This window comes from Polynucleobacter sp. MWH-P3-07-1, from assembly GCF_018687555.1.
In the GTDB taxonomy this organism is placed as follows: domain Bacteria; phylum Pseudomonadota; class Gammaproteobacteria; order Burkholderiales; family Burkholderiaceae; genus Polynucleobacter.
On sequence record NZ_CP061296.1, the window covers coordinates 1573002 to 1599298 of the forward strand.

Annotated in this window: 33 protein-coding genes; 13 read left to right on the plus strand and 20 right to left on the minus strand. The window is 46.4% G+C overall.

The features are described from left to right. The first annotated feature begins 14 nt into the window (after nucleotides 1-14). Together ICU98_RS08155 and trmL are read left to right on the plus strand one after the other, a co-directional pair. Nucleotides 15-755 carry a ComF family protein gene (locus ICU98_RS08155; protein WP_215352038.1) on the plus strand — a complete coding sequence of 247 codons (741 nt, stop codon included), beginning with the start codon at nucleotides 15-17 and terminating at the stop codon, nucleotides 753-755. Further along, nucleotides 748-1218, plus strand: a complete 471-nt coding sequence (gene trmL, locus ICU98_RS08160; RefSeq protein ID WP_215352040.1) for a tRNA (uridine(34)/cytosine(34)/5-carboxymethylaminomethyluridine(34)-2'-O)-methyltransferase TrmL — start codon at nucleotides 748-750, stop codon at nucleotides 1216-1218. Before ICU98_RS08155 ends, trmL begins: the two co-directional genes overlap by 8 nt. Nucleotides 1219-1231: 13 nt before the next feature. Here trmL and ICU98_RS08165 read toward each other — a convergent pair whose 3' ends face one another. From ICU98_RS08165 to ICU98_RS08180, 4 genes are read right to left on the minus strand one after another with little or no spacing between them, the layout of a single operon-like run. Continuing rightward, nucleotides 1232-2254 (minus strand): NAD(P)H-dependent glycerol-3-phosphate dehydrogenase, encoded by a 1023-nt coding sequence (locus ICU98_RS08165; RefSeq protein ID WP_215352042.1) that lies wholly within the window; start codon nucleotides 2252-2254, stop codon nucleotides 1232-1234. Nucleotides 2255-2279: 25 nt separating this feature from the next. Next, nucleotides 2280-2804, minus strand: coding sequence for a protein-export chaperone SecB (secB, locus tag ICU98_RS08170; protein ID WP_215352044.1), 525 nt, complete (start codon nucleotides 2802-2804; stop codon nucleotides 2280-2282). A gap of 22 nt (nucleotides 2805-2826) precedes the next feature. After that, nucleotides 2827-3081: a glutaredoxin 3 gene (gene grxC / locus ICU98_RS08175; protein ID WP_215336428.1), complete on the minus strand. Its 255-nt coding sequence runs from the start codon at nucleotides 3079-3081 to the stop codon at nucleotides 2827-2829. Nucleotides 3082-3086: 5 nt separating this feature from the next. Next, nucleotides 3087-3500, minus strand: a complete 414-nt coding sequence (locus ICU98_RS08180) for a rhodanese-like domain-containing protein (protein ID WP_215336429.1) — start codon at nucleotides 3498-3500, stop codon at nucleotides 3087-3089. 22 nt (nucleotides 3501-3522) lie between these two features. On the opposite strand from ICU98_RS08180, the gene gpmA reads away from it, so the two are divergent. From gpmA to ICU98_RS08195, 3 genes are read left to right on the plus strand one after another with little or no spacing between them, the layout of a single operon-like run. Next, nucleotides 3523-4212, plus strand: coding sequence for a 2,3-diphosphoglycerate-dependent phosphoglycerate mutase (gene gpmA / locus ICU98_RS08185; protein WP_215352045.1), 690 nt, complete (start codon nucleotides 3523-3525; stop codon nucleotides 4210-4212). 11 nt (nucleotides 4213-4223) lie between these two features. Next, nucleotides 4224-5663 carry a S41 family peptidase gene (locus ICU98_RS08190; protein WP_215352046.1) on the plus strand — a complete coding sequence of 480 codons (1440 nt, stop codon included), beginning with the start codon at nucleotides 4224-4226 and terminating at the stop codon, nucleotides 5661-5663. A gap of 27 nt (nucleotides 5664-5690) precedes the next feature. Further along, nucleotides 5691-6443 (plus strand): molybdopterin-synthase adenylyltransferase MoeB, encoded by a 753-nt coding sequence (locus tag ICU98_RS08195; RefSeq protein WP_215352047.1) that lies wholly within the window; start codon nucleotides 5691-5693, stop codon nucleotides 6441-6443. A 19-nt stretch (nucleotides 6444-6462) separates the two neighbouring features. Here ICU98_RS08195 and ptsP read toward each other — a convergent pair whose 3' ends face one another. From ptsP to ICU98_RS08235, 8 genes are all read right to left on the minus strand, one after another. Continuing rightward, nucleotides 6463-8217 (minus strand): phosphoenolpyruvate--protein phosphotransferase, encoded by a 1755-nt coding sequence (gene ptsP, locus ICU98_RS08200; protein WP_215352048.1) that lies wholly within the window; start codon nucleotides 8215-8217, stop codon nucleotides 6463-6465. A gap of 2 nt (nucleotides 8218-8219) precedes the next feature. Continuing rightward, complete coding sequence (locus ICU98_RS08205; RefSeq protein ID WP_215336438.1) at nucleotides 8220-8489, minus strand: HPr family phosphocarrier protein; 270 nt, start codon at nucleotides 8487-8489, stop codon at nucleotides 8220-8222. Further along, nucleotides 8490-8930 (minus strand): PTS sugar transporter subunit IIA, encoded by a 441-nt coding sequence (locus ICU98_RS08210; RefSeq protein ID WP_215352049.1) that lies wholly within the window; start codon nucleotides 8928-8930, stop codon nucleotides 8490-8492. It abuts the gene before it with no gap. A gap of 2 nt (nucleotides 8931-8932) precedes the next feature. Next, nucleotides 8933-9874 (minus strand): glutathione synthase, encoded by a 942-nt coding sequence (gshB, locus tag ICU98_RS08215; protein ID WP_215352050.1) that lies wholly within the window; start codon nucleotides 9872-9874, stop codon nucleotides 8933-8935. 38 nt (nucleotides 9875-9912) lie between these two features. Next, nucleotides 9913-11211 (minus strand): glutamate--cysteine ligase, encoded by a 1299-nt coding sequence (gene gshA, locus ICU98_RS08220; protein WP_215336444.1) that lies wholly within the window; start codon nucleotides 11209-11211, stop codon nucleotides 9913-9915. 103 nt (nucleotides 11212-11314) lie between these two features. After that, entirely contained in the window at nucleotides 11315-12781 is a 1467-nt protein-coding gene (locus ICU98_RS08225) for an ammonium transporter (protein ID WP_215336446.1), read from the minus strand. A 13-nt stretch (nucleotides 12782-12794) separates the two neighbouring features. Continuing rightward, nucleotides 12795-13133 carry a P-II family nitrogen regulator gene (locus ICU98_RS08230; RefSeq protein WP_112205519.1) on the minus strand — a complete coding sequence of 113 codons (339 nt, stop codon included), beginning with the start codon at nucleotides 13131-13133 and terminating at the stop codon, nucleotides 12795-12797. A gap of 24 nt (nucleotides 13134-13157) precedes the next feature. Continuing rightward, nucleotides 13158-14048 carry a TorF family putative porin gene (locus tag ICU98_RS08235; protein ID WP_215352052.1) on the minus strand — a complete coding sequence of 297 codons (891 nt, stop codon included), beginning with the start codon at nucleotides 14046-14048 and terminating at the stop codon, nucleotides 13158-13160. Between the two features lie 262 nt (nucleotides 14049-14310). Here ICU98_RS08235 and ICU98_RS08240 point away from each other — a divergent pair, with 262 nt between their 5' ends. After that, complete coding sequence (locus ICU98_RS08240) at nucleotides 14311-14565, plus strand: accessory factor UbiK family protein (RefSeq protein WP_215336449.1); 255 nt, start codon at nucleotides 14311-14313, stop codon at nucleotides 14563-14565. Here ICU98_RS08240 and ICU98_RS08245 read toward each other — a convergent pair. From ICU98_RS08245 to ICU98_RS08275, 7 genes are read right to left on the minus strand one after another with little or no spacing between them, the layout of a single operon-like run. After that, nucleotides 14562-15158 carry a hypothetical protein gene (locus ICU98_RS08245; protein ID WP_215352054.1) on the minus strand — a complete coding sequence of 199 codons (597 nt, stop codon included), beginning with the start codon at nucleotides 15156-15158 and terminating at the stop codon, nucleotides 14562-14564. The genes ICU98_RS08240 and ICU98_RS08245 overlap by 4 nt on opposite strands. Further along, nucleotides 15151-16155, minus strand: a complete 1005-nt coding sequence (gene lipA / locus ICU98_RS08250; RefSeq protein ID WP_215352056.1) for a lipoyl synthase — start codon at nucleotides 16153-16155, stop codon at nucleotides 15151-15153. The genes ICU98_RS08245 and lipA overlap by 8 nt, the downstream gene beginning before the upstream one ends. 11 nt (nucleotides 16156-16166) lie before the next feature. Then, entirely contained in the window at nucleotides 16167-16808 is a 642-nt protein-coding gene (gene lipB / locus ICU98_RS08255; protein WP_215352058.1) for a lipoyl(octanoyl) transferase LipB, read from the minus strand. A 29-nt stretch (nucleotides 16809-16837) separates the two neighbouring features. Further along, on the minus strand, nucleotides 16838-17104 hold the full coding sequence (locus ICU98_RS08260; RefSeq protein WP_215336457.1) for a YbeD family protein: 267 nt from the start codon (nucleotides 17102-17104) through the stop codon (nucleotides 16838-16840). Continuing rightward, complete coding sequence (locus ICU98_RS08265) at nucleotides 17104-17820, minus strand: alpha/beta hydrolase (RefSeq protein ID WP_215352060.1); 717 nt, start codon at nucleotides 17818-17820, stop codon at nucleotides 17104-17106. Before ICU98_RS08265 ends, ICU98_RS08260 begins: the two co-directional genes overlap by 1 nt. Nucleotides 17821-17831: 11 nt before the next feature. Continuing rightward, nucleotides 17832-18140: a ferredoxin gene (locus ICU98_RS08270; protein ID WP_215336461.1), complete on the minus strand. Its 309-nt coding sequence runs from the start codon at nucleotides 18138-18140 to the stop codon at nucleotides 17832-17834. Nucleotides 18141-18155: 15 nt separating this feature from the next. Further along, nucleotides 18156-19250: a VanZ family protein gene (locus ICU98_RS08275; RefSeq protein ID WP_215352062.1), complete on the minus strand. Its 1095-nt coding sequence runs from the start codon at nucleotides 19248-19250 to the stop codon at nucleotides 18156-18158. 37 nt (nucleotides 19251-19287) lie between these two features. Between ICU98_RS08275 and ICU98_RS08280 the strand changes: the two genes are divergently transcribed. Then, complete coding sequence (locus ICU98_RS08280) at nucleotides 19288-20082, plus strand: biotin--[acetyl-CoA-carboxylase] ligase (RefSeq protein ID WP_215352064.1); 795 nt, start codon at nucleotides 19288-19290, stop codon at nucleotides 20080-20082. Next, on the plus strand, nucleotides 20079-20897 hold the full coding sequence (locus ICU98_RS08285) for a type III pantothenate kinase (protein ID WP_215336466.1): 819 nt from the start codon (nucleotides 20079-20081) through the stop codon (nucleotides 20895-20897). Before ICU98_RS08280 ends, ICU98_RS08285 begins: the two co-directional genes overlap by 4 nt. On the opposite strand, the gene rfaE2 is transcribed toward ICU98_RS08285, so the two are convergent. Next, a complete protein-coding gene (gene rfaE2 / locus ICU98_RS08290; RefSeq protein WP_215352065.1) occupies nucleotides 20894-21382 on the minus strand; it encodes a D-glycero-beta-D-manno-heptose 1-phosphate adenylyltransferase in 489 nt (162 codons plus the stop codon). The genes ICU98_RS08285 and rfaE2 overlap by 4 nt on opposite strands. A gap of 155 nt (nucleotides 21383-21537) precedes the next feature. Here rfaE2 and ICU98_RS08295 point away from each other — a divergent pair, with 155 nt between their 5' ends. Genes ICU98_RS08295 through ICU98_RS08315 form a run of 5 tightly spaced genes read left to right on the plus strand, consistent with a single transcriptional unit; the run spans nucleotide 21538 to nucleotide 26280 of the window. Next, complete coding sequence (locus ICU98_RS08295; RefSeq protein ID WP_251365339.1) at nucleotides 21538-22056, plus strand: glutathione peroxidase; 519 nt, start codon at nucleotides 21538-21540, stop codon at nucleotides 22054-22056. Continuing rightward, nucleotides 22053-23441: an NAD(P)/FAD-dependent oxidoreductase gene (locus ICU98_RS08300; protein WP_215352067.1), complete on the plus strand. Its 1389-nt coding sequence runs from the start codon at nucleotides 22053-22055 to the stop codon at nucleotides 23439-23441. Before ICU98_RS08295 ends, ICU98_RS08300 begins: the two co-directional genes overlap by 4 nt. After that, nucleotides 23442-24227 (plus strand): DUF1365 domain-containing protein, encoded by a 786-nt coding sequence (locus ICU98_RS08305; RefSeq protein WP_215352068.1) that lies wholly within the window; start codon nucleotides 23442-23444, stop codon nucleotides 24225-24227. After that, nucleotides 24224-25504, plus strand: a complete 1281-nt coding sequence (locus tag ICU98_RS08310) for a cyclopropane-fatty-acyl-phospholipid synthase family protein (RefSeq protein ID WP_215352069.1) — start codon at nucleotides 24224-24226, stop codon at nucleotides 25502-25504. The genes ICU98_RS08305 and ICU98_RS08310 overlap by 4 nt, the downstream gene beginning before the upstream one ends. Next, nucleotides 25504-26280, plus strand: a complete 777-nt coding sequence (locus tag ICU98_RS08315; RefSeq protein WP_215352070.1) for an SDR family oxidoreductase — start codon at nucleotides 25504-25506, stop codon at nucleotides 26278-26280. The genes ICU98_RS08310 and ICU98_RS08315 overlap by 1 nt, the downstream gene beginning before the upstream one ends. The last annotated feature ends 17 nt before the right edge of the window (nucleotides 26281-26297 follow it).

A 26297-nucleotide genomic window follows, 5' to 3' on the forward strand; every position in this document is an offset into this window, starting at 1 on the left:
ATACTCAGCGGCCCATGTTTTCAATAGCAAAACTATTGCCCAACGCTTGCATTATTTGCGAGTCTTTTCAGGATGATCTCGTTTGCCTAGGATGCTTGAAAAAACTCTCTGATGAGGCTCTTTGTCATTATGAATGTTGCAGACAATGCGGCATCTGCTTAACTGCAATCGAACTTAGTGCAGGCAAGTGTGATGAATGTCGACTAGAACCGCCCCACTTTGATGAGAGCGTTTGTCTTGCATCTTATGAAAGCGGTTTGCAAAAATCCCTACATAATTTGAAATACACCAAGCGCATCAGTGTGGCGCATGGCTTAGCGAGTACTTGGAATCACATTCTGGCATCGCGCTTAGATTATGTTGGAATTGACGTGGCAATGCCTGTGCCACTGAGTCAGAAAAAATTATGCGAGAGAGGTTTCAACCAAAGCTGGGAAATTCTGCGTCGCATACAAGTACCCAAAACCATTCAAAAATTAGCGTGTGTGCTACAAAGACATCATGCGCCACATGACCTTGTGGGATCTGACAGCACTTCACGCGCAGAAACGGTCAAAGGTATGTTTTATCTCAATCCTCACTTCAAAGATTCCATCAAAGGCCGGCACGTGGTGATTTTTGATGATGTGATGACAAGCAAAGCCACTTTGAATGAAATTGCTGCTGTTCTGAAGGACAATGGAGCTTCACGAGTTCTGAATTGGGTTTTACTCAGAACCCCAAGATACATGACCAAAAGATTGCAGCATGTTTAACATTGTTTTATTCGAACCTGAAATCCCACCTAACACCGGCAACATCATCCGCCTGTGTGCGAACACTGGAGCCTCGCTTCATTTAATTGAGCCTCTAGGTTTTCCGATGGAGGACGCAAAGCTTCGGAGAGCGGGTTTGGATTACCACGAATTTACTAGCGTCAAAGTACATCAAAACTGGCAAGTTTTTCTCATGAATGAACAGCCCAAAATGGAGCGGGTGTTTGCACTAACCACGAAAGGCTCTGGGCATTTTCATGCTGGCCATTATCAGCCAGGCGATTATTTTGTCTTTGGCTCTGAAACCAAAGGCATTACTGACGAAGTGAGAGATTCCATTGCTGCCCAAAACCGGATGCGCTTAGCGATGCAAGAGAGCAGTCGCAGTCTTAATCTTTCCAATACGGTTGCGATTGTTGTCTACGAAGCCTGGCGACAAAATGGTTTGCAAGGCGGTAGCTAGAAAATGAGCTGAATCAGACTTCTGTTGTTGGATCGCGACCCATTAATTTCTGCAAAGCTTCTTGCGCACCAACATGACCGGATAAAACTTCCGTCATCGCATTCGTAATAGGCATTTCTACCCCCAGGCGCGCCGCTAAATTACTTACTGCCGAGGCACACAAAACGCCTTCAGCTACATGCCCTAGTCCATCTAATATTGTTTGTAGTGGCTGGCCCGTAGCAAGCGCTAAGCCCACTTGTCGATTTCTTGAAAGGTCGCCAGTGGCTGTCAAGATCAAATCGCCAACGCCCGTTAATCCCATGCAGGTTTCTGAGCGTCCCCCGGCTGCTTTAACCAAGCGCATCATTTCTGCCAAGCCTCGCGTGAGAACTGCTGCACGCGCATTCAGCCCCAGATTTAAGCCATCACTGATACCCGCCACAATAGCCAGTACATTTTTAATTGCGCCACCCAACTCAACGCCGATCAAATCATCGCTTGCATAGATTCGCATATTGCCATGATGAAAAGCGGTTTGCACAATCGTACATAGTTCATCTGATTGACTGGCCACCGTCAAAGCGCAAGGCATTCCATTGGCTACCTCTTTGGCAAAACTGGGTCCAGACAACACACCGTATGCATGCTTGATACCTTTGTTGTGCAAACGATCTTCTCGCTCTACGACTTGATGTGGCAAAAAGGTCGAGCTTGGCTCTAAACCCTTACACAGCCAAACAATGTTTAAAGCATGTTTCGCAACTTGCAATACTTGAACAAGTGTCTCTGCTAAACCTGCCATCGGGGTTGCAATCACCAATAAATCATGCGGGCCTAAGCGATGAATCGCCACAGAAAAATTGGCCTCTAGGCGCAGGCTCTTGGGTAATGCGAAGCCAGGCAAGTAGGCGCGGTTCTCACCCTGTTTTTGAATATGCTCAATCTGCTCCAAGGAGCGCGACCATAAACAGACTTGGTCATGCTCAAGAAAACGAGCAGCCTGAACGGCCATCGCCGTTCCCCAGGCTCCAGCTCCAAGCAGCGTCACTTTCATGATCTGTTGGCCCTATTTAAACAGCTTAGTTAGGAAGAATGATCTTGCTTTCTTCGGCGGAACTATCTTCTGAGCCCGCACCAGCCTGTTGAGCCTGCATTAAGCGATGCTCATACATTCCGTGGAAATTGACTTCATTCAAATGAATCGGCTGGAAGCCAGCGCGGCTGATGGTGTCAGCAATATTGGAGCGCAAATAAGGATACAAAATCGTTGGGCAAGCAATACCTAGCATGGGGTCAATCTGCTCAGGAGGGATATTGGCAAATTCAAAAATACCGGTTTGATTGGCTTCAATTAAAAACAATACTTTGCCCTCAATGCGGGCGGTAACAGTCCCAATCACGCTGACCTCAAATAATCCATCTGAAAGACGGGTGACTGCAATATCGATTTCAACTTGAACTTGTGGTTCTTTTGGAATCAATAATATTTCTGGCGCATTTGGCTGCTCCAAGGAAAGATCTTTTAGATAGACACGTTGAATCCGAAAGCTCGGGGCCTGATCTTGATCCAAACCATCTTGAGTTGAAGTGGCTTTATCGCTCATGAAAATTCTCTCTATTGAATATTTACGCTAAAAGAAGGTCTAACTGTCCAGCACGATCTAGGGCTACCAGATCATCATATCCACCAACATGGGTATCGCCAATATAGATTTGCGGCACGGTTCTACGACCCGTTTTTGTCATCATGATTTCGCGCTGAGCTGGATCTTTGTCGATCAAAATCTTCTCTAGATTGCTTACCCCTTTTTTCTGCAAAAGCTTTTCGGCCATCACGCAGTAAGGGCAAACTTGGGTGCTATACATCAAGACTTGTGGCATATTTTTTACTTAACTAAAGGCAAAGCGGCTGCTTTCCAAGCAGCGATTCCGCCGTCTAAGGCGGCTACTTCAGCAAACCCGAGTGTTTTGACCACCGCAACGGCTTTACGAGAGTCACTACCATTCTCACAAATTAAGACCACTGGATGCTTGCGATCCAGCTTGAGCTTACCCATCTCAGCGCCTAGGGTAGCGGCGGCGGCGAATTTCGCCCCAGGCAAGTGACCTGCTTTAAAGGCATCTTCAGAGCGCAAATCAAAGACATAGGCCTTACGACGATTGATCCAAATCGTCGCCTCGGTTGGAGAGAGGCCCTTTCCACTAATAAGCGTAGATAATGTGGGTAGGAAGAGTGCGATACCTGAAACAGCTAGTAAGGCAATCAGCGCTAAATTGTCAATTTGAGTGAAAAAGTTCATCACCAGATTATAGAATGGCTCTATGAAACAACTTGTTCTTATTCGTCACGGCGAATCCGCTTGGAATCTTGAAAACCGCTTCACCGGCTGGGCCGATGTTGATTTGACCCCAAATGGGGCAAAACAAGCGCATGCTGCAGGTGAAAAGCTTCTCAAAGCGGGTTACGTATTTGACATTGCCTATACCTCCGTTCTCAAGCGTGCGATCCGAACCTTGTGGGGCGTTCAAGATGCCATGGACCTCATGTGGATTCCAGTAGTTCATAGCTGGCGTTTAAACGAACGCCACTATGGCGCGTTAACGGGTTTAAATAAAGCAGAGACTGCCACACAGTATGGTGATGAGCAAGTACACATCTGGAGAAGGTCTTACAACATCCGCCCCCCTCTATTAGAGACGCACGATGAACGCAATCCCCAAAAAGATCGCCGCTATGAAAAACTCCACCCCTCTGAAGTGCCTCTTGGCGAATGCCTTGAAGACAATGTCGAGCGGGTCCTACCCTTGTGGAATGAGTCGATCGCCCCTGCACTCAAAGCTGGCAAGCGAATTGTCTTGGTTGCACACGGCAATAGCATCCGAGCACTCATCAAATACTTAGATCAACTTTCTGATGAAGCCATCATGGAAGTGAACGTTCCAAATGGTATTCCCTTGGTATATGAGCTTGATGACAATCTCAAGCCTATTCGCCATTTCTATTTAGATTAAAAAGAAAAAATATGCGCCAATTTTTAAAGAATTTTGCCCTCATTGCGATTGGCTTAATTGCAGGGGTGGCAGCAACGATTCAATTGTCGGCAACGGCTCAACAAAATACGACACTACCCTTGGATGAGCTTCGTACGCTCTCGAACGTATTTGCCCAGATCAAACGTGAATATGTGGAACCAATCGAAGATAAGCAATTATTAACAGATGCAGTAAAGGGTATGGTCAGTAGCCTTGACCCTCACTCTACATTTCTAGATAAAAAAGATTTTGAAGAGATGCAGGAGCAAACTACAGGTAAGTTTGCTGGTCTCGGAATTGAAATCACCTCTGAGGATGGCTTAGTGAAAGTCTTGAATCCCATTGAAGGCAGTCCTGCAGAGCGAGCTGGCCTTCAGGCTGGGGATTTAATTACTCGCTTGGACGACAAGCCTGTCCGCGGCATGTCGCTTGATAAAGCCGTTCGAACCATGCGTGGCACTCCTGGCACAAAAATTACGTTGACCATTTATCGCAAGAGTGAAGAACGGACATTTCCTGTCACAATCACTCGCGCAGAAATTAAAGTGCAATCAGTCAAAGCCAAGATTTTAGATAAGGATATTGCTTGGGTGCGCGTCACCAGCTTTCAAGAGCGAACCGTTCCAGATCTTGCTAAAAAACTGACTGAGTTGGCAGCGCAAGACCCCAAGCTAAAAGGGATTATCTTGGACCTTCGCAATAATGGTGGCGGTCTCTTACAAGGTGCAGTCGGTGTTGCAGCGGCATTCTTACCAAACGATGCAGTGATTGTTTCTACCAAAGGCCAAACGCAAGATTCAAAACAAGTATTTAATGCAACGCCGGCCATGTATCGATTAAATGAGCCTGGCGATCCCCTTGCTGGCGTCCCTGAAATCTTTAAGAAACTTCCGATGGTGGTTTTGGTAAATGCCTATTCTGCTTCAGCCTCTGAAATTGTGGCAGGCGCTCTACAAGATTACAAACGGGCAACGATTATCGGTAAGACCACCTTTGGTAAAGGTTCCGTACAAACTGTGCGCCCCCTCACCAATGACAGCGCCCTCAAGATTACGACTGCTTACTACTACACACCTAATGGCAGATCTATTCAAGCTTTTGGCATCAAGCCTGACATTGCGGTAGATCAAAGTAAAGATGGCGATCCAGATGATGTCCTGATTACTCGCGAGGTTGATAGCGAGAAACATCTTCGTAATAAACAGGCATCTGAAGAAAAATTAATTGCTGATCGTGAAAAGCGTCGTTTAGAAGAGATGCAGCGCATTGAAGAAAAAAATGCAAAGAAGACCGATCAAGAAAAAGAGGCTGAAAAAGCTAAGGCCAAAAAGCCTATCGAACTTGGTAGCTCTGATGACTTTATGCTCGAGCAAGCTGTCTCCTACTTAAATGGTGGCACCGTTAAACGTTCTGCTTCCAAACTCGAATAAATCCGTTAGCACCGCTCGAGATAGAAAATGAATGATGAACAGCTACTGCGCTATTCAAGGCACTTGCTACTCGAAGAGATTGATGTTGCTGGCCAAGAAAAACTGCTTGCCTCACACGCTGTCATTATTGGCGCCGGAGGACTTGGCAGTGCTGCAGCTCCCTACCTAGCTGCGGCAGGTATCGGCAAACTGACTTTGGTTGATCATGACCAGGTTGATTTAACCAATCTTCAACGGCAAGTGATGCACTCCCATAAAACGATTGGGCAAAATAAAGCTGTATCTGGGAAACAATTTCTGGAACAGCTTAATAGCACGATTGAACTCATTGCTGTTGAGGAAAGGGCAAGCGCCAAGTTGCTGAATCCACTTCTGCCAACAGCACAGATTGTCTTGGATTGCACTGATAACTATGCGACAAGACAGCTCATCAATCTCGCTTGTGTTGAGCACCGTTTGCCCCTGGTATCGGGAGCTGCACTTCGCTTTGATGGTCAGGTGAATGTCTTTGATATTCGTAGTCCTGAATCACCCTGCTATGCCTGTATCTTTTCTCCAGAGGAGCAGTTTGAAGAAACCAATTGTGCAAGCATGGGAGTCTTTGCCCCACTAGTAGGCATCATTGGCAGCATTCAAGCAGCCCAAGCTTTGCAACTCCTGATCGGCTTTGGTGATTCACTGATCGGCAGAATGCTGCTTTGGAATGCGCTCACCACCCAAATCGATGAAATTCGCTTAAAACGCAATCCTGAATGCTCAGTTTGTGGCAATCGTCACTAAACCGATTTACTAAGTGAATCTAACTCGCTAAGAGGCGCTCAAGCGCGATCGCCTGAGCCTCTGGCTCAACTGCTTTCAGAATTTCAGGGAGGTGAGATTTGAGCTGACTGACATTGGCCTTGAGTATTTCACGCTTCACCAATAAAAGTTGACTAAAGTGCATGGAGAAGTCGGTTAAGCCCATTGCCAGCAATAGCTTAGTCAATGTTGGGTCGCCCGCCATCTCACCACAAATAGCAATTGGCGTCTTCGCTTTGTTTGCTTGGGTAATGATGGTGTACAGCAAACTCAAGATAGCGGGATGCAAAGGATCATACAAATGTGCCACAGCATGATCAGCCCGGTCAATCGCCAAAGTGTATTGAATTAAATCATTTGTACCAATCGATAAAAAATCAAAGTGGTGAATGAATAAAGGAAGCGTCAATGCAGCCGCAGGGATCTCAATCATGGCGCCAACTTGGATATTGGGATTAAATGATTGGCCTCGTTGATGCAGCTGCTGTTTGGCCTTTTCAATCAAGCGGAATGTTTCATGAATCTCTTTTGCATGCGCCAGCATCGGAATCATGATCCGAGCCTGTCCATGAGCCGATGCCCGCAAAATTGCTCTTAATTGCGTTAGGAAAATTTCTGGCTCAGTGAGGGACCAACGAATCGCTCGCAAGCCTAATGGTGAAGTTCCTGTTTGCGATAAATCGCTGCCAGCCCCCAGGGCTTTATCTGCGCCCACGTCTATCGTCCTGATATTCACTGGCAAACCATGCATTAATTCGATAACGCGCCGATATTCCTCGTATTGTTGCTCTTCATCTGGCAATGCCTGATTACGATCCATGAACAAGAATTCAGAACGAAATAAACCTACACCGACCGCCCCAAACTCAACAGCCTGAATAGCATCTTCAGGAAGCTCAATATTGGCAAATAATTCAATGGCTACTCCATCTGCTGTGCAGGTTTTGGAGTGCTTCAGATTCTGTAACTTACTAGTTTCTTCGATTGCCTTGACTTGAAGGGCGCGATACTCAGCCAATAATTGCTCATCTGGGGCAACAATCACAACCCCATGCTCTCCGTCCAAAATGAGCCAGTCGCCATGACGAATCATTTCACTAGCGTGTCGCACGCCAAGCACTGCCGGTATTTCCATACTGCGCGCCACAATGGCAGTATGCGAGGTCTTGCCTCCAAGATCGGTTACAAAGCCCGTGAATGCATGTTCTTTAAAACGCAACATATCATGCGGAGCAATGTCATGCGCAACGATAATGGCATCTGCTCCAAGCTCGCTCGTTGGTAGAGCATCGGGTTCTTGCAAAGAATCGGATTGCTGATTACTGAGAGCCTTTAAAACACGCTCAGCCACCTGACGAATATCATTTGCACGCTCTTTGAGATAGGCATCCTCAATCTCAGAAAACTGCTCAAGTAAATCATTCAATTCGGTTGTCAGCGCCCAGGCTGCATTTAAGCGCTCAGTCCGAATCAGCTTGAGTGGTTTTTCAGCAAGAGCAGGGTCAGCCAAAATCATGCCATGCACATCCAAGAAAGCGGCCATCTCCTGAGGGGCATCTTTAGGCAGGCCTTTGCGCAATTGATCTAGCTCTAAACGAACTTGCTCAAAAGCATCTAATAATTTTTGCGCTTCCGCCTCTTCTTTGCCCGGCTCAATCACATGGTGACTGACCTCTAATGCCGCACGCGAAATCAACACTGCCTTGCCAATTGCAATACCCTTCGATACCGGAATACCGTGCAAGGCAAATGTCATCGTTATTCAGCCTCACCAAAACGGTTATTAATCAGCTCGGTTAAGGCCTGCATAGCCTCATCCGCTTTATCACCAATCGTTTCAAGCGTCACAGTGCTGCCAATACCGGCAGCTAGCATCATGACACCCATGATGCTTTTTGCATTAATTTGACGTCCATTGCGAGATAGCAATATTTCACAGGGAAATTCAGCCGCTAATTGAGAGAGCTTAGCAGAGGCCCGAGCATGTAATCCAAGCTTATTCACAATCTGAATATCGGCAACTGGCATTTATGTTTGCTCCTGAGTTTTTTCTGTGGCAACTTTATTTCCCAAGCGAAGGATTCCATTCTGGCCACCTTGTAGCGCTTTGAGGGCCAAGCTCTCTAAACCATCTTCTCGGTGTGAAATACAACGCATCAACATTGGCAGATTTAAGCCTGCCAAAACAATGACTTTGGGATGCAGACCAGATGACGAGCCATTGGTCTCTAATTTAGTAGCCACATTAGCAGGGGTGGCGCCCATCACATCGGTTAGCACTAGAACTCCGTTGCCATTATCAACTTCATTCGCCGCTTGTAGCACCCGCTCAAAACTGACCTTCGTATCCTCATAAGGCGGAATATCAATTGCCCTGACTCGCTCAGGCGATTTACCAAAAATGTGCTCTGCAAACCCGTACATGGCACTTGCTACCGGAGTATGCGCAACAATAATAATTCCAGCCATTTTTATTTCAATGCTTTCTCTAAGGCCTCTAGCCAAAACTGAGCTACATCAATGCCACTTTGCTCAGTTATCTCAACAAAACAAGTCGGGCTTGTGACATTGATTTCAGTCAAATACCCGCCAATTAAATCCAATCCTACTAAAAATAAACCGCGTTGATTCAGCAATGGGGCCAACTTTTGTGCAAGCCCTAATTCTTGAGGAGTGAGCTGCATTGCCACGCCCTTCCCTCCAGCGGCTAAGTTACCCCGAATCTCGCTGCCCTGTGGAATACGAGCCAAGGCAAAAGGCACTACCTCGCCACCAATCAAAAGCACCCGCTTGTCACCCTGCGAAATCTCTGGCAAGAAACGCTGAATCATCAAGGTTCTCAAGCCATTCTCTCCCAGAGTTTCAACAATGCTTGCCAAGTTGAGGCCATCAGGCCCGACACGAAATACACCCATTCCACCCATACCATCTAATGGCTTAATGACAATATCGCGATGCGCTTCATGAAACTTCACTACGGCAGAAAGTTCACGAGTCACTAAAGTTGGGGGGGTAAGCTCAGGAAATTCAGTGATCGATAACTTTTCTGAATGATCACGAATAGCGTTTGGGTCGTTGAATACCTTTGCGCCTTGACGTACAGCCGCCGACAAGAGCCAAGTGGTATTAAGGTATTCAATATCAAAAGGAGGATCGGTACGCATCAGTACTGCAGAAAAATCTTTTAGGGCGCGTGCCTTGGTTTTTCCCAACTCAAACCAAGCATGTCCACTGGGCTTGATTGCTAGCGCTTGGCAATCAGCAATGACTGCCTCGCCGCTCCAAAGAATATTGCGACTTTCTGCAAACCATAATTGATGCCCTGCGGTCTGGGCAGCGCGCATCATCGCCAAGGTGGAGTCTTTCGAGACCTTAAAACTCTCCAGTGGATCGGCAATAAATAAAAAATCCATTCATCTACCTCTATATCGCCATTAGCAATGCAGGAACATTAAACGACTTCAGCATCAGGATCGGTCCGCTCCAACTCCAGAGAGGCGGCCAATAAAGCCAGACGAGCAACAACGCCATACAGATAAAAACGGTTTGGTGCTGCGCTACCGGGCTTGGCCTGCATATCAGGCATTGAGTTTTGCTCAAAAGCCAGTGGTACGAAATGCATTCCAGGGGCATTGAGGTTCTCATCTGGTCCACGATCAGTATGAACTCGGTAGAAGCCACCAATCACATAGCGATCAATCATATAGACCACAGGCTCAGCAACAGCCTCGTTGACTTTCTCAAAGGTGTAGACACCCTCTTGGATCAATACATCGCTGACCTCAAGGCCCTCCTTGACGACACTCATCTTGTTGCGATCTTTGCGATTGAGGTCTTTTAGCTGCGCCGGGTCATGTACCACCATGACTCCCATGCCATAGGTGCCGGCATCAGCTTTCACAACGACATAAGGCTTCTCTTTAATACCGTACTCACGATATTTTTTGGCGGTCTTTTTCAGAATCTGTTCAACGGCTGTTTGTAGCTCGTCTTCACCCCTGCGCTCATGGAAGTTCACATTCTTGCAGCTCGTGAAAAAAGGACTAATCATCCAGGGATCAATATCGACTACTTTAGAAAACTTCTTCGCAACCTCTTCGTAGGCTGCAAAGTGATTTGATTTACGACGAGTCTGCCAGCCTGCGTGCAAGCCGGGCAGTAAATACTGCTCATAAATATTTTCTAGAACAGGAGGAATTCCTGCGGACAAATCATTGTTTAGCAAAATGGAACAAGGATCAAAATCTTTCAAGCCGAGGCGCTGCTTCTTCAAACCCAAGCGCTCTAAAGGCTCCATCAATAAACGATTGCCGTCGGGCAACTCAATCCAAGTTGGTTTCTTAATCTCATCTGACAAAGTACCTAAACGGACATTCAAGCCTGCTTGACGCAAGATAGAAGATAAGCGGGCAATATTTTGTAGGTAGAAGGTATTACGAGTATGACGCTCCGGAATCAACAATAAATTCTTGGCCTCAGGGCAAATCTTCTCAATTGCAGCCATAGCTGCCTGAACAGCCAGGGGTAGCATCTGTGGCGATAAATTATTAAATCCGCCAGGGAATAGATTGGTATCTACTGGTGCGAGCTTGAAGCCCGAATTTCGGAGATCAACTGAACAGTAAAAAGGAGGGGTGTGTTCTTGCCACTCCAGCCTAAACCAGCGCTCAATTGTTGGGGTTGCTTCTAGAACCTTGGACTCGAGCTCGAGCAAGGGACCGCTAAGGGCTGTGATGAGATGTGGAACCATTTCACCATTGTAAGATTATTAAAAGAAAGACGCGGAATCCAAGGATTCCGCGCTTAAAAATCAGGCAACCTGAAGGCCGCCCGATTGAGGGGTAATGAACTAATTAAGACTCGTAAGCTGATTCTTCGTGGGAAGCAATATCCAGGCCTTCGCGCTCTTCTTCTTCCTTAACACGGAGACCAATAACCATATCGATCAACTTGAAGGCAATGAAAGAAACTACGCCAGACCAGATCAAGGTGGTAATCACGCCTTGAGCTTGGATCCACAATTGGCTGGCAATAGAGTAATCAGGGGCAACTGCATTAGCAACATAATCCCAGATACCTGTGCCACCCAATGCTGGGTCAGCAAAAACACCGGTTAACAAGGCGCCCAAAATACCGCCAACGCCGTGCACACCGAATACATCTAAGCTATCGTCAGAGCCCAAGATTTTCTTGAGACCTGTTACACCCCACAAGCAAACTACACCTGCAGCAACACCGATAGCGAGAGCGCCCATTGGGCCTACAAAGCCAGCAGCTGGAGTAATAGCGACCAAACCTGCTACGCAACCAGATGCGCCACCTAACATGGATGGCTTGCCTTTGAGAATCCACTCAGCGCATGACCAGCCGATAACAGCTGCAGCAGTTGCCAAATAGGTGTTAACGAAAGCCAATGCCGCACTACCGTTAGCCTCAAGAGCCGATCCAGCATTAAAGCCAAACCAACCGAACCACAAGAGTGCTGCACCAGACATAACGTAAACCAAGTTATGTGGCTTCATTGGCTCTTTGCCGTAACCCAAACGCTTACCGATAACGAAGGAACCAACCAAACCAGCGATAGCAGCGTTGATATGAACAACGGTACCACCAGCAAAGTCGAGAATACCCTTCTGCCACAACCAACCAGCACGAGCTGTAATAGCGTCGAGTGATGCGGCATCTTTGATGTCATCAGGACCAGGCCAGAACCAAACCATGTGGGCGATTGGCAAGTAGCTGAATGTGAACCAGAGGATCATGAAAATCAAAATTGCGGAGAACTTAGCGCGCTCAGCGAATGAACCAATGATCAAACAGCAAGTAATTGTCGCGAACACTGCTTGGAAAGCCATGAATACATACTCAGGAATGCCAACACCCTTAGAGAAGGTTGCTGCGATAGAGTCTGGAGTCAGGCCAGCCAAAAAGAGTCGATCTGTTCCACCGATGAATGCTCCGCCTTCCGTGAACGCCAAACTGTATCCATAAAGGGACCAGAGTACCGTTATCACTGAGAAGATCATGAAGCACTGCATACAAATAGACAGTACATTTTTGCTACGTGTCAGACCGCCGTAGAACAAAGCCAAACCAGGAAGGGTCATCAACAGCACGAGTGCTGTAGACATCAACATCCAAGCGGTATCGCCTTTGTTTACTGTGTCGGCAGGAGCCGCAGCAGCTGGAGCGGCAGCAGGTGCAGAAACAGCAGGCTTCGCTGTATCGGCAAATACTGGTGCGCTAACCATGACACCGGTTGCACCGATAGCCATAGCCATCGCGCTTCCAGCGATAAGTCGTTTCATCCAAGTTAACATTTTCAACCTCTCTTTAAAGTGCTGACGCGCCGGTTTCACCGGTACGAATGCGAATGACGTGTTCAACAGGGGAGACGAAAATCTTACCGTCGCCGATCTTGCCAGTTTTGGCGGACTTCTCAATCGCCTCAATAGCTTTTTCTAGGATGCCATCTTCAACAGCAGCTTCGATTTTTACCTTAGGCAAAAAATCGACAACATACTCAGCGCCACGGTACAACTCAGTGTGGCCCTTTTGACGACCGAAACCTTTAACTTCAGTAACGGTGATGCCCGAAACTCCCACTTCTGAGAGAGCTTCGCGCACTTCGTCAAGCTTGAATGGCTTGATGATTGCGGTGATTAATTTCATGCGTTTCTCCGTTCAGGGAAAGAATTAGAAAGTTTTTGTTAAAGAAACCAGACCAGTGGCTTTACCAGTGTTCTTACCTTGTGGATCTGAGTAGCCGTATGCACCCTTATAGGTAGCAGCATTGGTACCAACATAAGCCAAAGCGCCAGATAAGCCACCGCCAAAGTCTTTTGTTACGCCCAGCTTCCAATCGGTGTAGCTATAAAGTGTGCTATTGGTGAGACCGTTCACGTTGCCAGAAGTGCCCCAAGTTGTATTGCTAGAAGGCTGATGGCCTGCAACATATTGATAGCCAATGTGTCCGTTAAGAGCAAGGCCCCATACACCAGTGTCATAGTTCGCAGTGAAATCAGGGTAGTAAGAACCACTAGAATTGACATTACCAAACAGTGTTGAAACAGCGTATGAGAACTTTACGAAACCTGTCAATGGGCCGTATGTGTAGTTCTGTGCTGCATAAATCTCTGTAGTGTTTGGATTAGCTTGCTGGCTAGTTAATTGGATACCGCTTGTTGGGTAGTAGTACTGCAAGATACCTAAATCAGATGCAAAACCTTCGCCAATCAGTTCTTTCTTAAAGCCACCGTAGAAATCCATTTCGATTGGTGCAGATGTGCTTACTCCAGCAGCAGTTTTGTAATTATCTCCAACCCAGCTAATGGAACTATTCCAGTTTCCAACATAAAAACCGCTTTCGTGGGCGTAATCAAATCCACCTTGAATTGCTGGTTTAAAGTTTGATTGGCTGATACCACGATAGCGATAATCATTGACCACTGTAACGTTCGCTACGATTGGGCTAACTTCAGGCACATCAGCAGCTGGTGCGTCTTCCGCGAATGCTGACGCACACGCTAAGCTAGTCAACAAGCCTACTGCTACTGCAGAGATTGCTTTCTTTTGTAAAGATTTCATAAAATTACTCCTACGGGTTGTAAATAAAAAAGAGGTTGATGCATATTGCATGGTGCAATCATGAGGGTTTGTCACTAGACTGAAATCTAAGAATTCACCAAATCAATGCATATGCACCAAAATGGTACATAAAATCAGTTGCAAAGTGACTTTTTAGCCAATTTTGAGGTCTTTTTAGGGTTTTTCACCCTAAATTCCCATCCAAATTAAAATTAGCTCTGTGACTATTAAGCAACATTAACCAATTTGGGCCCTTTAGATCATGCAAAAACCTGGTGAAATCCTCGAGCAAATTCAACGCATCGCAGGTGATATGCAAAACAAAGTGAGTGAGGCGATTAAAAATTCACCAGCGCAAGAGATTGAAAAGAATGTGCGCGCCATGATGAATCAAGGTTTTCAAAAAATGGATCTGGTCACTCGCGAAGAGTTTGAATTGCAATCCAAAGTACTTGCAAAGACTCGTGAGAAATTGGAAACACTCGAAGCTAAAGTAGCCGCTCTGGAAAAGTCTTAATCCAGTTTGAACTCTTCAAAAAAGGGTGAGAACGCTTCATTGTTTAAAACTGTTTTTGGATCTTCATTGCTAGCGCCAGTTCTTAATACTGTTAGCTGGTAAATCCATGCTCCCTCATTTTCAACAGTGCCAGTAATCCACATCACGCGCATCAGCTGGCGTGTTGCATTATTTTTTTCACTCGCTGGGATCTCTAGGAAATAGCTCTTCGCGGCCATGCGCTGCTGATTAGCATTTCTGTAGTAGCTCTCTTGAGAGACCGCATTTTGAAGATTCACTCCGGCTCTATTCAATACGTTATTTTGCAGTTGTTCCAAAATCTTTGGCAAGAACTCTGCTTGCTTACCAACTAAATGAATACTGCTAACAGAATAGATATCGTCACCAACTTTAGCAGCTTGGAGCACTTGATGAATCACTTGATCTTGGAACGGAAGATTTCTTTCTAACTTATCAGGCTTGGCTGGAAATAAAGTTGAATAACTTTCTTCAGGGGCTTGAACAGTGCGCCAATTCAAGCTTGGACTGCAAGCCAGCATTCCAAATATTAATGCAATGCTCAATAGCGCTTGAGCAATCTTTGCTCTAAACAATCCCTGCCTCATGCGCTTGTTGATCAGCGTGATAGCTAGAGCGCACCATGGCCCCAACTGCCGCATGGGAGAAGCCCATCTTATATGCCTCTTCTTCAAAATGTTTAAAGACATCCGGGTGCACATAGCGCTTGACGGGCAAGTGGTGACCTGAAGGCGCCAAGTACTGACCGATCGTAAGCATGTCAATATTGTGCTCACGCATATCGCGCATCACTGCCAAGATTTCTTCATCGGTTTCACCAAGACCCACCATCAGACCACTCTTAGTGGGAATATGGGGAAAGCGCGCCTTGAAATCTTTTAATAACTTTAGCGAGTGCAAATAGTCTGCGCCAGGACGCGCTTCCTTGTATAGACGAGGAACCGTTTCTAAATTGTGATTCATCACATCAGGCAGACCCATAGACGCATGCTCAGAAAAAATATCCAGCGCTTTATCTAGGCGCCCTCGGAAATCTGGTACCAAAACTTCAATACGGGTCTTCGGTGAGAGCGCTCTACTTTGAGTAATGCAGTCGACATAATGCATCGCACCACCATCACGTAGATCATCTCGATCTACGCTGGTAATCACGACGTAGTTGAGCTTGAGTGCAGCAATCGTCCTAGCTAAATTATGAGGCTCGTTCTGGTCAAGTGGATCCGGCCTACCATGACCGACATCACAAAATGGGCAACGGCGTGTGCACTTATCACCCATGATCATGAAAGTTGCAGTACCTTTACCAAAGCATTCACCAATATTTGGGCAACTTGCTTCTTCGCAAACGGTTACCAACTCATTCTCACGCAAAATCTTTTTGATCTCTGAAAAACGAGAATTGCCAGAGGCTGCCTTAACCCGAATCCAATCTGGCTTTTTTAGCATCTCCTCGAGGGGGACAATCTTGATCGGAATACGCGCAGTCTTCTCGCTCGACTTTTGCTTGCGAGAGGCGTCATAGTTCAGATCTTTGCGCTCTTCAATCTGGGGGGCGTTTTTATTAGTAGTCATTGATGAAGTCATTACTTCTGTAGGTGTCGCTTTAAGTTCTCCACTAACTTTTGGGAAACGTTCTCTATATTGTCCTTGATCCCTAAGGTTTGCATATCCACTGTCCGCAAACCCTCATACCCACAAGGGTGGATACGGCTAAAAGCCGCCAAATCAGTCGATACATTTAAGGCTAGGCCATGATAAGAATAGCTTTTGGAGACTTTCAGACCCAAGGCGGCAATCTTTGCACCTACCCACTCCTGAGGCACTTTTTCTTGCGCTGCTATATAGATGCCGGGGGCACCTGCCTGGCGCTCTGCTTGCAGCCCATATTCAGCCAGGGTATCAATCAGGGCTTGCTCAATCCTCGAGACTAGCTCTTTCACAAATATTCCAAGGCGCTTGAGGTCCAGGAGCAAGTAGATCACGATTTGCCCGGGACCATGATAGGTAATCTCACCGCCACGATCAACCTCAACCAGAGGTATATCTGCGCTTGGCGAATGCAAGTTTTGTGGATCACCCGCGAGGCCGAGAGTAAAGACGGGGTGATGCTCTAGCACCCAAATCTCATCAGCAGCATCAGCCGTTCGTTTCTGAGTAAATTCACGCATCGCTTCATAGGTTGCAGAGTAGTCCACCAAGCCCAATTGCTTTACAAGAATTTGCATTGATTAAATTGAGTGCCGGTAATTCGCTCTTACAAGACCATGCTCACGAGCGGATGAGTCGATAGCGTTCTATATAACTCATCGAGCTGCTCACGACTGGTCGCATTAATAGGCAAAGTAATACCTAGGTAATTACCATCCTTAGAAGGTCGTTGCTCAACCTTACTCTCATCAAAAATGGGATCAAATTGTTTAGCGATATGAATAATCGCTGGCAAATATTCAGGGACTGATTTACCCATCACCTTAATCGGAAAAACAGATGGATATTCAATGAGGGATTTTTCTTCGGCCATTATTGACTCCGGTGATCAGGCATACCTAACCAGGCGCCTGTAATGATGTTACGAATCAAGTGAAGGCGCCGATGAAAAAAATGATCTGCTCCAGGAACCACTTGGACAATGAGCTCTTGAGGGCGCGCCCAATTTAAAACATCGATGAGGGGGATCGTTTCATCTAACTCGCCATGAATCAAAATCGTATCCGCCGGGACAGGAGCTAGCTCCCATTTGCCCGCAGCACTACCCACCATCACTAGGCGCTCGGCCGGACGCCCCAAGTCAATGAGTCGTTGGATTAAATGGCTACCTACAAAGCTCCCAAAGGAAAAGCCTGACACCACAAAAGGCAAATCATTCGTAGCGTTTACCCAATTCTGAGCTTGCGTCACTGGAAGGTTTGCCCAAGAAGATGGGGTTCGCATCCAGTCGCTAATATGCAACAGGTCTTCCAGCTCACCGCGACCATCATCATGCACGCCAGCCGTTTCACCAACCCCCCGGAAGTTTGGGCGGACGCTAACATAGCCGAGCTGATTGAAGGCGCGCGCCATCGTTTGCGCAACCTTGTTGTCCATTGTGCCGCCCAGTAAGGGGTGAGGGTGTGCTACCAAAGCCAGGCCCCGGACAGGAAATGTAGGGTCGGCCTTCAGTTCGTCAGGTAAATCAATCGAGACTTGAATCGGGCCGACTAGACCGGCAATCGTCATCACTTGGGTACGACTATTCATAAAAGTATTCTTTAAATTAATTGCAAACGTTCAACTACACGTCCTTCAATTAGATGAGACTGAATAACCTCTTCAACATCTTCAGTATCTACAAAGGTGTACCAAATTCCTTCTGGATAAACGACCATGACTGGACCATCATTGCAACGGTCTAGGCAGCCAGCTTTATTCACGCGAATCTTTCCAGGCCCAGCTAAGCCCAATTCTTTTACTCGGTTTTTGGCATATTCAAATAGTGCGAATGCATTGTGTTGAGCACAACAATTGTCACCGTTGCTACGCTCATTGAGACAAAAAAATAGATGGTGTGAGAAGCTCATAAGAAATTATATCGATCAATATTTCAGGCGAATGCTCAATTTATCCCACAATAGCCAAACTAAGGCTAGGGGTAGCCATGCTATGGAGACCCATTGCATTAAATCATTGAAATGCAATAAGCGCCCCTGATACCAATGGCGCAGAGTCAAAATAAAATAGGGGTTATCAGGCAATACATAGATTGCTAAAGTACTCCCGAGCAAGCAAACCAAAGCCAGCCACGTTTTTAAAACTATCGGCAACTGCAATGCCCATTTCAAAATTACGCTGGCGATCAGCATTCCCCAGAGTGCGCCATCAGTCAACCAAAGCAAGCTGTACTCAGTGCCAAACTGTAAGGCGGTGAAGAGTGTTTTGATGAGCACGGTCAGCAATAGCAAGCCATTGAGAATGCGCCACTGTGGCGCCTTTGGTCTCATCCCCAAAGAAAGGAGTAAAGCAGCGCCCAGCCAGCAGATTGAGGTAATCAATGTCTCCTGTAAAAAATGGTTAACCACCGTGGTACCCCAATCAATCGAGCCAAAAATGGCTTGCCCCCATACCCCAGTACCCAGCCAAGAGCTTTGCGGATAAATCTGAGCCCAAGGAAAAAGCAGCAGTAAGGCACAAGCAATCCAATTCAGACCAAACCACTGGTCAAAACATCGTCTAATGACGCTTCCGGAAAGCCATTCTGGCCCCAAGGGGATAGCTAGCAAGCCTCCCAAGACGCCGCCCAGAATATTTGCCCACCAATCCATCTGACTCGGAATACGGGTCGGTAGCCAAGTTTGAAGAGATTCCACGAGGAACGCCAATCCAGCACTAGCCAAGAGCGCTAATCCCAAGGCCACAAAATTGCGCCAACGTGGATAGGCAGCAAAAACCAGCAAAAATCCCAGCGGGATATAAGCCAGGATATTGACCGAAACATCAAAGAGGGTAATGAAACGGGGTAATGGGGCATCCAACCAGGCCCAGGGGGCTAGGCTAGTTTCAAAGTCAAAATCGAAGGGATTCAGGCTTACATACAGAATTAATAGTGCATAGGCAAGACTCAACACCCTAGCCATAGGCATGGCCTGCACTGGCCAAACTAATTTTCGGGGTCTTTGATCTTGAGCATGCATTCCCCAATTCTAGGCTAGACCTTTCTACAATAGTCTAATGAGTAGCCATTGCATCCTTGAACGCGTCGCAGAAACCGAATCTACTAATGATGACCTCATGGCGCGCTGGCGCGCTGGTGAGTTAATTGATCCGATTGCACGTCTAGCTCAAAATCAGACCGCCGGCAAAGGTAGAGCAGGTCGATCTTGGTTAGCCAGTCCACAGGATTCACTTTGTTTTTCCTTGGCATATCCCTTCCAAAGAAAACTCGCAGACCTCTCTGGTTTGAGTCTCCTAGTTGGATTAGCGGTAATCTCGGGGATCTCAAAAGCACTAAATCTTTCAGAAGATATTCTCTACCAAAGGGGATTACGCCTCAAATGGCCAAACGATTTATTGCTAAATCAAGGAAAGCTAGGCGGCATTTTGATTGAAGGTGGTCAAACAAAAATCGGCGATCCAAGCTGGATGATTATTGGCATTGGGATCAATCTACAAAATGCGCGGGCTTTTAATGAGGCGTTGCACCAAGAATATCCCATTACCGCATTAGATCAACTCCTCAATCCGCAAGAAACAGTGCCCGATGCAGAATGGATTTGGTTAAAAATGGTTGAGGAATTGGAATCTGTACTGTCTCAATTTGATCAAACAGGTTTTAGCCAATATCAAAAACTTTGGATGCATTGGGATGCTTACCAAAATCATCCTGTCCGCATTACTGGTGCAGGCCAAGAAGCGATTGAGGGGATTGCGCGAGGAATCGATGCTTCTGGTGCCCTTAGATTAGAGACTGAAGAAAAAATGATCAGCATTCATGCGGGAGATGTTTCCTTGAGGATTACAAAATGAGTCTCTACTTATTGTTTGATATTGGCAATACCCGAATGAAATGGGCTGCAATTGAATCCACTCATAATCCCTCTGATCGTCAGAAAAAATTATGGGCTTACTCTGGTTCAATCAGTAGTAAATCTTTAGAGTCTGCTGAACATCGGGCTGAACTTGCTGACTATATTGCTAAGACCCTTCCCAAACCCGATGCCATTGCTTTTGCTTGCGTCGCCGGCGACCGAGCAATCACCAATCTGAAAACACTGTTTCCGCAATGGGATGATCTGGTCTGGCAAGAACTCACTGGCAACACTACATTCAATGGAATGCGGACGCTATATCAAGAGCCTAAGAAGCTTGGGGCAGACCGCTGGGCTGGCCTCATCGGCGCTCGCGCACTATCCAGCACCAATACTTTAGTGGTCAATAGTGGAACGGCAACGACGATTGATTTACTGGGAGCTAACGGTATACATTACGGCGGCTGGATTCTGCCAGGCTTAGATTTGATGCAATCCGGGCTGCAAGTCAATACTGCTCAGCTACCTCTAGCTATTCGCTCAGCCGAGCACTCCGGCTTTGGACTCAATACCAACGATGCAATCATTTCTGGATGTGATGCAGCACAGCTTGGCGCAATTGAATATGCAGCGCAGATTGCTAAGTCAATCAATCATCCAATTGAGCGGATTTATTTAGATGGCGGTAATGCCAAAATTTTGCATCAAGCGATTCAAAAAGGCTTAACGCCAAGCTTAGGCCTTGCTGAATGCGTTGATGGTTTAGTGCTACGCGGACTATGGTCCTGGCTACTGCAGTCTCAAAAGTCTTAAGACCGAATACGCCCTAATAAGGTAGTGGTTGAGCGCTCATATACGAAAGGGATCGCAATCGCTTTGCCACCCCAAGTCTTAACCAGTTTTGTCTCATCGAGCGTATCAATTTCATAATCACCGCCCTTGACGTAAATATCTGGACGAATCTGCTCAATGAGCTTCACAGGGGTTTTCTCAGTAAAGATTGCTACGAGATCTACGCTCTCCAACGCTGCTAAGAGTGCTAGGCGGTCTGCCTCATTATTAATAGGTCGATCATCACCTTTGCCCAGCATTTTGACTGAGACATCTGAGTTGACCCCAACCACCAAACTAGCGCCTAAGGATTTTGCTTGCGCAAGATAGCTTGCATGGCCGCGGTGAAGAATATCGAAAACCCCATTAGTAAAAACCAGAGGTCTGGGTAATTGTGCAATCCGCTCGTGTAACTGCTCAGGCGGGCAAATTTTTTCCTCAAAAGATGGCATTGGCAGCGAAGTCATGACTCAATATTAAAGGCTTTTGATACTGTCAAACGACATTCCCCAGAATGTCTTAGACTTGCACACCTAGACACCTTATTTACAGGCGCACCATGACCCAATTTCATAGATTAATAGCACTTCTGAGCATGACTCCATTTTTACTAGGATTAGGCATGAATTCCGTTAAAGCTGCACCAGCAAGTTGCAGCCCCTTGCTTTCTCATACCTTCCCCCGACTGCAGGACGAAGCGCCTCAAAATCTTTGCCAATATCAAGGCAAAGTACTGTTAGTCGTCAATACTGCCAGCTACTGTGGCTTTACGGGTCAATACGAAGACTTAGAAAAGATCTATGCCAAATATAAGGACCAAGGCTTTGTCGTTTTAGGATTTCCGTCGAATGATTTTGGTCAGCAAGAACCGGGTAGCAATAAAGAAATTGCTGACTTCTGTAAAAATACCTACGACGTCAAATTTCCAATGTTTGCCAAGAGTTCTGTGAGCGGATCAAGCGCGAATCCCTTGTTCAAAATGCTGATTGCCAAAACTGGCACAACTCCCAAATGGAATTTCTATAAATACCTAATCGATCGCAATGGCAATGTAGTCGATTCTTTTGGAAGCATGACCAAACCAACCAGCAGCAGTGTGGTTGATGAAATCCAAAAGCTCCTAGGGGAAAAAGTTCAGTGAGTAAAAAAAGAATTGCCATCATTGGCGCAGGTATTTCTGGCCTTGGTTGCGCCTATGCATTAAGACAGTGTCCTGAGACTGAAATTACCCTCTATGAAGGCGGCGATCATATTGGCGGCCATAGCAATACAGTAGATTTTTCTTTAGATACCCCAGAGGGCAAAATTCAATACGGGATTGATACTGGTTTCTTAGTGTTTAATCGCAAAACCTATCCTCGTTTGCTGCGCTTATTTGAGCAGATCAAAGCACCGATCGCGAATTCTGAAATGTCTTTTTCTGTTTCGATCTCGCCTGATGATCAACATCGCGGTGACCGCAAGATTGAGTGGGCTGGCAATGATCTCAATTCTTTTTTTGGACAAAGAGCAAATCTATTCTCTAGATCATTCTGGACAATGGCTTACGATATTTTGCGCTTTAATCGTCTTGCCACTAAGTTGGCTCAGAAACAAATCCTTGCTGGGCAAGAATATGCAGAACCTGATGAGCCTATCGCTGATTTTTTAAATCGCAATCGCTTCAGCCAAAGCTTTAGAGAGAATTATTTTCTTCCGATGATTGGTGCAATCTGGTCATGCTCAGTTGAGCAAATGCTGGAGTTCCCAATTCAAACGATGGTGCGCTTTTGCCATAACCACGGACTATTACAAATCCAGAATCGTCCCCAGTGGCTTACAGTCCAGGGCGGATCCAGAGAATATGTACAGCGTATCGTAGCCGCGCTCGAGCAACATCAAGTAAAAATTCAGCGGGAAGCAGTGATTCAAGTCAATGCTAGTCGAGATGGCGATTCGCCAGTCGAAGTCATCAGTTCAAATGGCAGCGCTCTATTTGATGAAGTGGTGATGGCCTGTCATAGTGATCAAAGTTTACAAATCGTCAAAGGCATCGATCAGACTGCGCAAAACATTTTGGCTGCCATACCCTATCAAAAGAACCGCGCCTTTTTGCACACGGACCAGCATTTCCTACCCAAAACACAACGCTGTTGGGCAGCCTGGAATTACACCGCTAAATCTGGTGCAGCACCTTCCGCAAAGAAACACGTGAGCGTGAATTACCTCATCAATCGTTTGCAGCCTTTGCCAGACGCGCTGAAAACGATACCCATCATTGTGAGCCTTAACCCATCAACCGAACCAGATCCTCAATTGGTACATGCAGAGATTGAATACTCCCATCCCGTTTTTGATATGGCGGCCATTCAGGCGCAAAAGCAATTGCCGTTGATTCAAGGAAATAATGGAATTTGGTATTGCGGTGCATGGACGGGCTTTGGCTTTCATGAAGATGGCTTGCGCTCGGGTGAACTGGTTGCAGAAGACTTACTTGAAAATATTCACTCGCCCTCACAATCTCGTCGGACCCAAGACGCCCAATAAATGAATCAAGCCAAGATCAATTTTGGATTCGTTAAACATCGTCGTTTTAGACCAGCTCAAAATGCGTTTTCTTATGGAGTCTTTACGCTATCCATTCCGATGCGCTCCAGAAAACAAGCCCCTCAACTGTTAAGCAAGCATGGGGTTAGCGATAACCAAGCCGGCTTATTTGCTTTTCATGATCGAGATCATGGCCAAGGGGGCAACTGCTCCCTTCAGTGGATTGAGAAAATCCTAGAGGCAAACCACATTCACAATGTTGATGGCGAGATCTGGCTACAAACCTTCCCCAGAATATTGGGCTACGTTTTTAATCCTGTCAGCCTTTGGCTATGCACTCGCGCCAATGGTGAAGTTCAGGCAGTTCTGGCAGAGGTCAATAATACTTTTGGTGAGCGGCACTGCTACCTTCTATTTAAAGATTCGGGCGAAGCTCTCCGCTCCGGGGAGACCCTGCTCTCTCAGAAAGTCTTTCATGTTTCTCCATTTTGCTCGGTGAGCGGCGAATACCACTTCCGCTTTCTCTTTCCCAACGATAGCAATAGCAAGCATCACTCTCTATGCCGTATTGAATTACATGAGGATGGCCTGCCCTTAATTCATACCAGTATCAGCGGGGAGGCGCGTGAGCTAAGTCGAAAAATGCTTTATGTAGCATTCTTGCGTTATCCTTTAATGAGCCTAGGGGTGATTTTTAGGATTCACTGGCAAGCCTTGAAGTTATGGCTTAAAGGCGTTCCTTTTCACTCAAAACCCAAACCTCCTGAACTTGAAGTAAGCAGATGAATCGTCCCGGTCAATCCCTTCTCTCTCGTCTGAGCTTCTCGCGCCCCGAGAGAAAAAATAGCAAACCCCATCAGGGAGGCTTTGCTGCAACTTCATTACTGAAGCTACTGGAAAAGCTCCAGACTGGATTTCTGGTGATGCGCCTTCCGGATGGCAGTACTCGCCAATTTGGATCATCGTCGGACACCCTGCACGCTGAAATTCAAATTCTAGATTGGTCTGTCTTTAAAGCTACCCTTTCCCATGGCGATATTGGTTTTGCCGAAAGCTATATCAAGGGTCACTGGGATACGCCAGATTTAAAAGCCATACTAGATTTGGCTGTTTGTAACCGTGCCTTACTAGAAAAAGTGATCTACGGTAGCTGGTACGGATCTCTGTTTTATCGCATCAAACATTTTCTGAGGGATAACACGAAGTCGGGTAGCCGAAAAAATATTCACGCACATTACGATCTTGGAAATGCCTTTTATACGCTTTGGCTGGATCCAACCATGAGCTATTCCAGCGCATGGTTTGCCAATGACGATAAACGAACATTAGCTAGCGCCCAAAAAGCTAAGATTGAGCGCATTCTTCAATCTCTTAACACCAAACCCAATAGTGACATCCTAGAAATTGGCTGTGGCTGGGGCGGCTTTATGGAAGAAGCTATTCATGCAGGCATGAATGTCACCGGACTCACTCTATCGACCGAACAAAAGCGCTATGCAGAAGAGCGGCTGAAAAATCTTGGTAGCCAGAATCAGTTTGAAGTGCGCCTTCAGGACTATCGAGACTGCAAAGAACGATTTGACGGAATTGCCTCGATTGAAATGTTCGAAGCGGTTGGTGAAAAACACTGGCCTGAATATTTTCAAACGATCGCACACTGCCTCAAAGAGAGCGGTAAAGCCTGCATTCAGACGATCGTGATTGCTGATGAACTTTTTGCACGCTATCGTAATAGCACAGACTTTATCCAGCAATATGTGTTCCCAGGCGGAATGCTGCCATCGCGTTCAGTATTTAAATCCTATGCTGAAAAGGCAGGCTTGAAAATTGAATCTGAATTTGCATTTGGTCTGGACTATGCAAAAACCCTTTGTGTTTGGCGTGATAGCTTTAATGGGAAGCTACAAGAGGTAAGACGTCTTGGGTTTGATGAAGCTTTTATTCGCCTATGGAATTTCTACTTAATGTACTGTGCCGCAGGCTTTGCTCAGGGCAGTATTGACGTCATTCAATTCACACTCAGCCATCAACCCAGGCTACAGCCCCATGAGGCCTTTCACTGATGAAACAAAAAGGTATCGGGCAATTTGCAGGCAAACGAGTCTGGGTCATTGGGGCTTCTAGCGGAATTGGTGAAGCCTGCGCCAAGGCCTTACTTTCACAATCTGCCAAAGTCGCCTTATCTAGTCGTCGTGTTGAGCGACTGAATACGATTGCAGCGGAATATTCCCAATCTCAGAGCTTGGTTCTTCCTCTGGATGTTACTCATACAGAGCAAATGCAAGCTGCCTATCAAACCATCTCGAATCAATGGGGAGGAATTGATTTACTCCTTTTTGTCTCAGGCCTTTATATTCCGCTGAGAGCAGACGAATTTGAGATAGATGCTGCTGAAAAAACGATTGATGCGAATTTACTGGGTCCGATGAGAGCCGTATCGATTGTCTTGCCTGCCATGCTCAAGGCACATGATGGACATATCGCAATTGTGGGGAGTGTAGCGGGCTATAGTGGCTTACCTAAAGCACTAGCTTATGGTCCAAGCAAAGCAGGCATCATCAATTTTTGCGAGACCCTGTTTTATGACTTGCTTCCCCAAGGAGTGAGCGTTCATATGATTTCTCCCGGGTTTGTCGCTACGGAGGCTACGGCTCAAAATGATTTTGAAATGCCTGCACTGATCACTGCGGAAAAAGCTGCCCAAGAAATCTTATCTGGCATTCAAAAAGGGGGGTTTGACATTCACTTTCCGAAGCAATTCTCAGGTTTTTTGAAGTTCCTCAGAATTCTGCCCTACCCGATTTATTTCTGGATTGTCAGACGCTTCGTGAAGATTTAATGCCTCTAGCAAGAGAG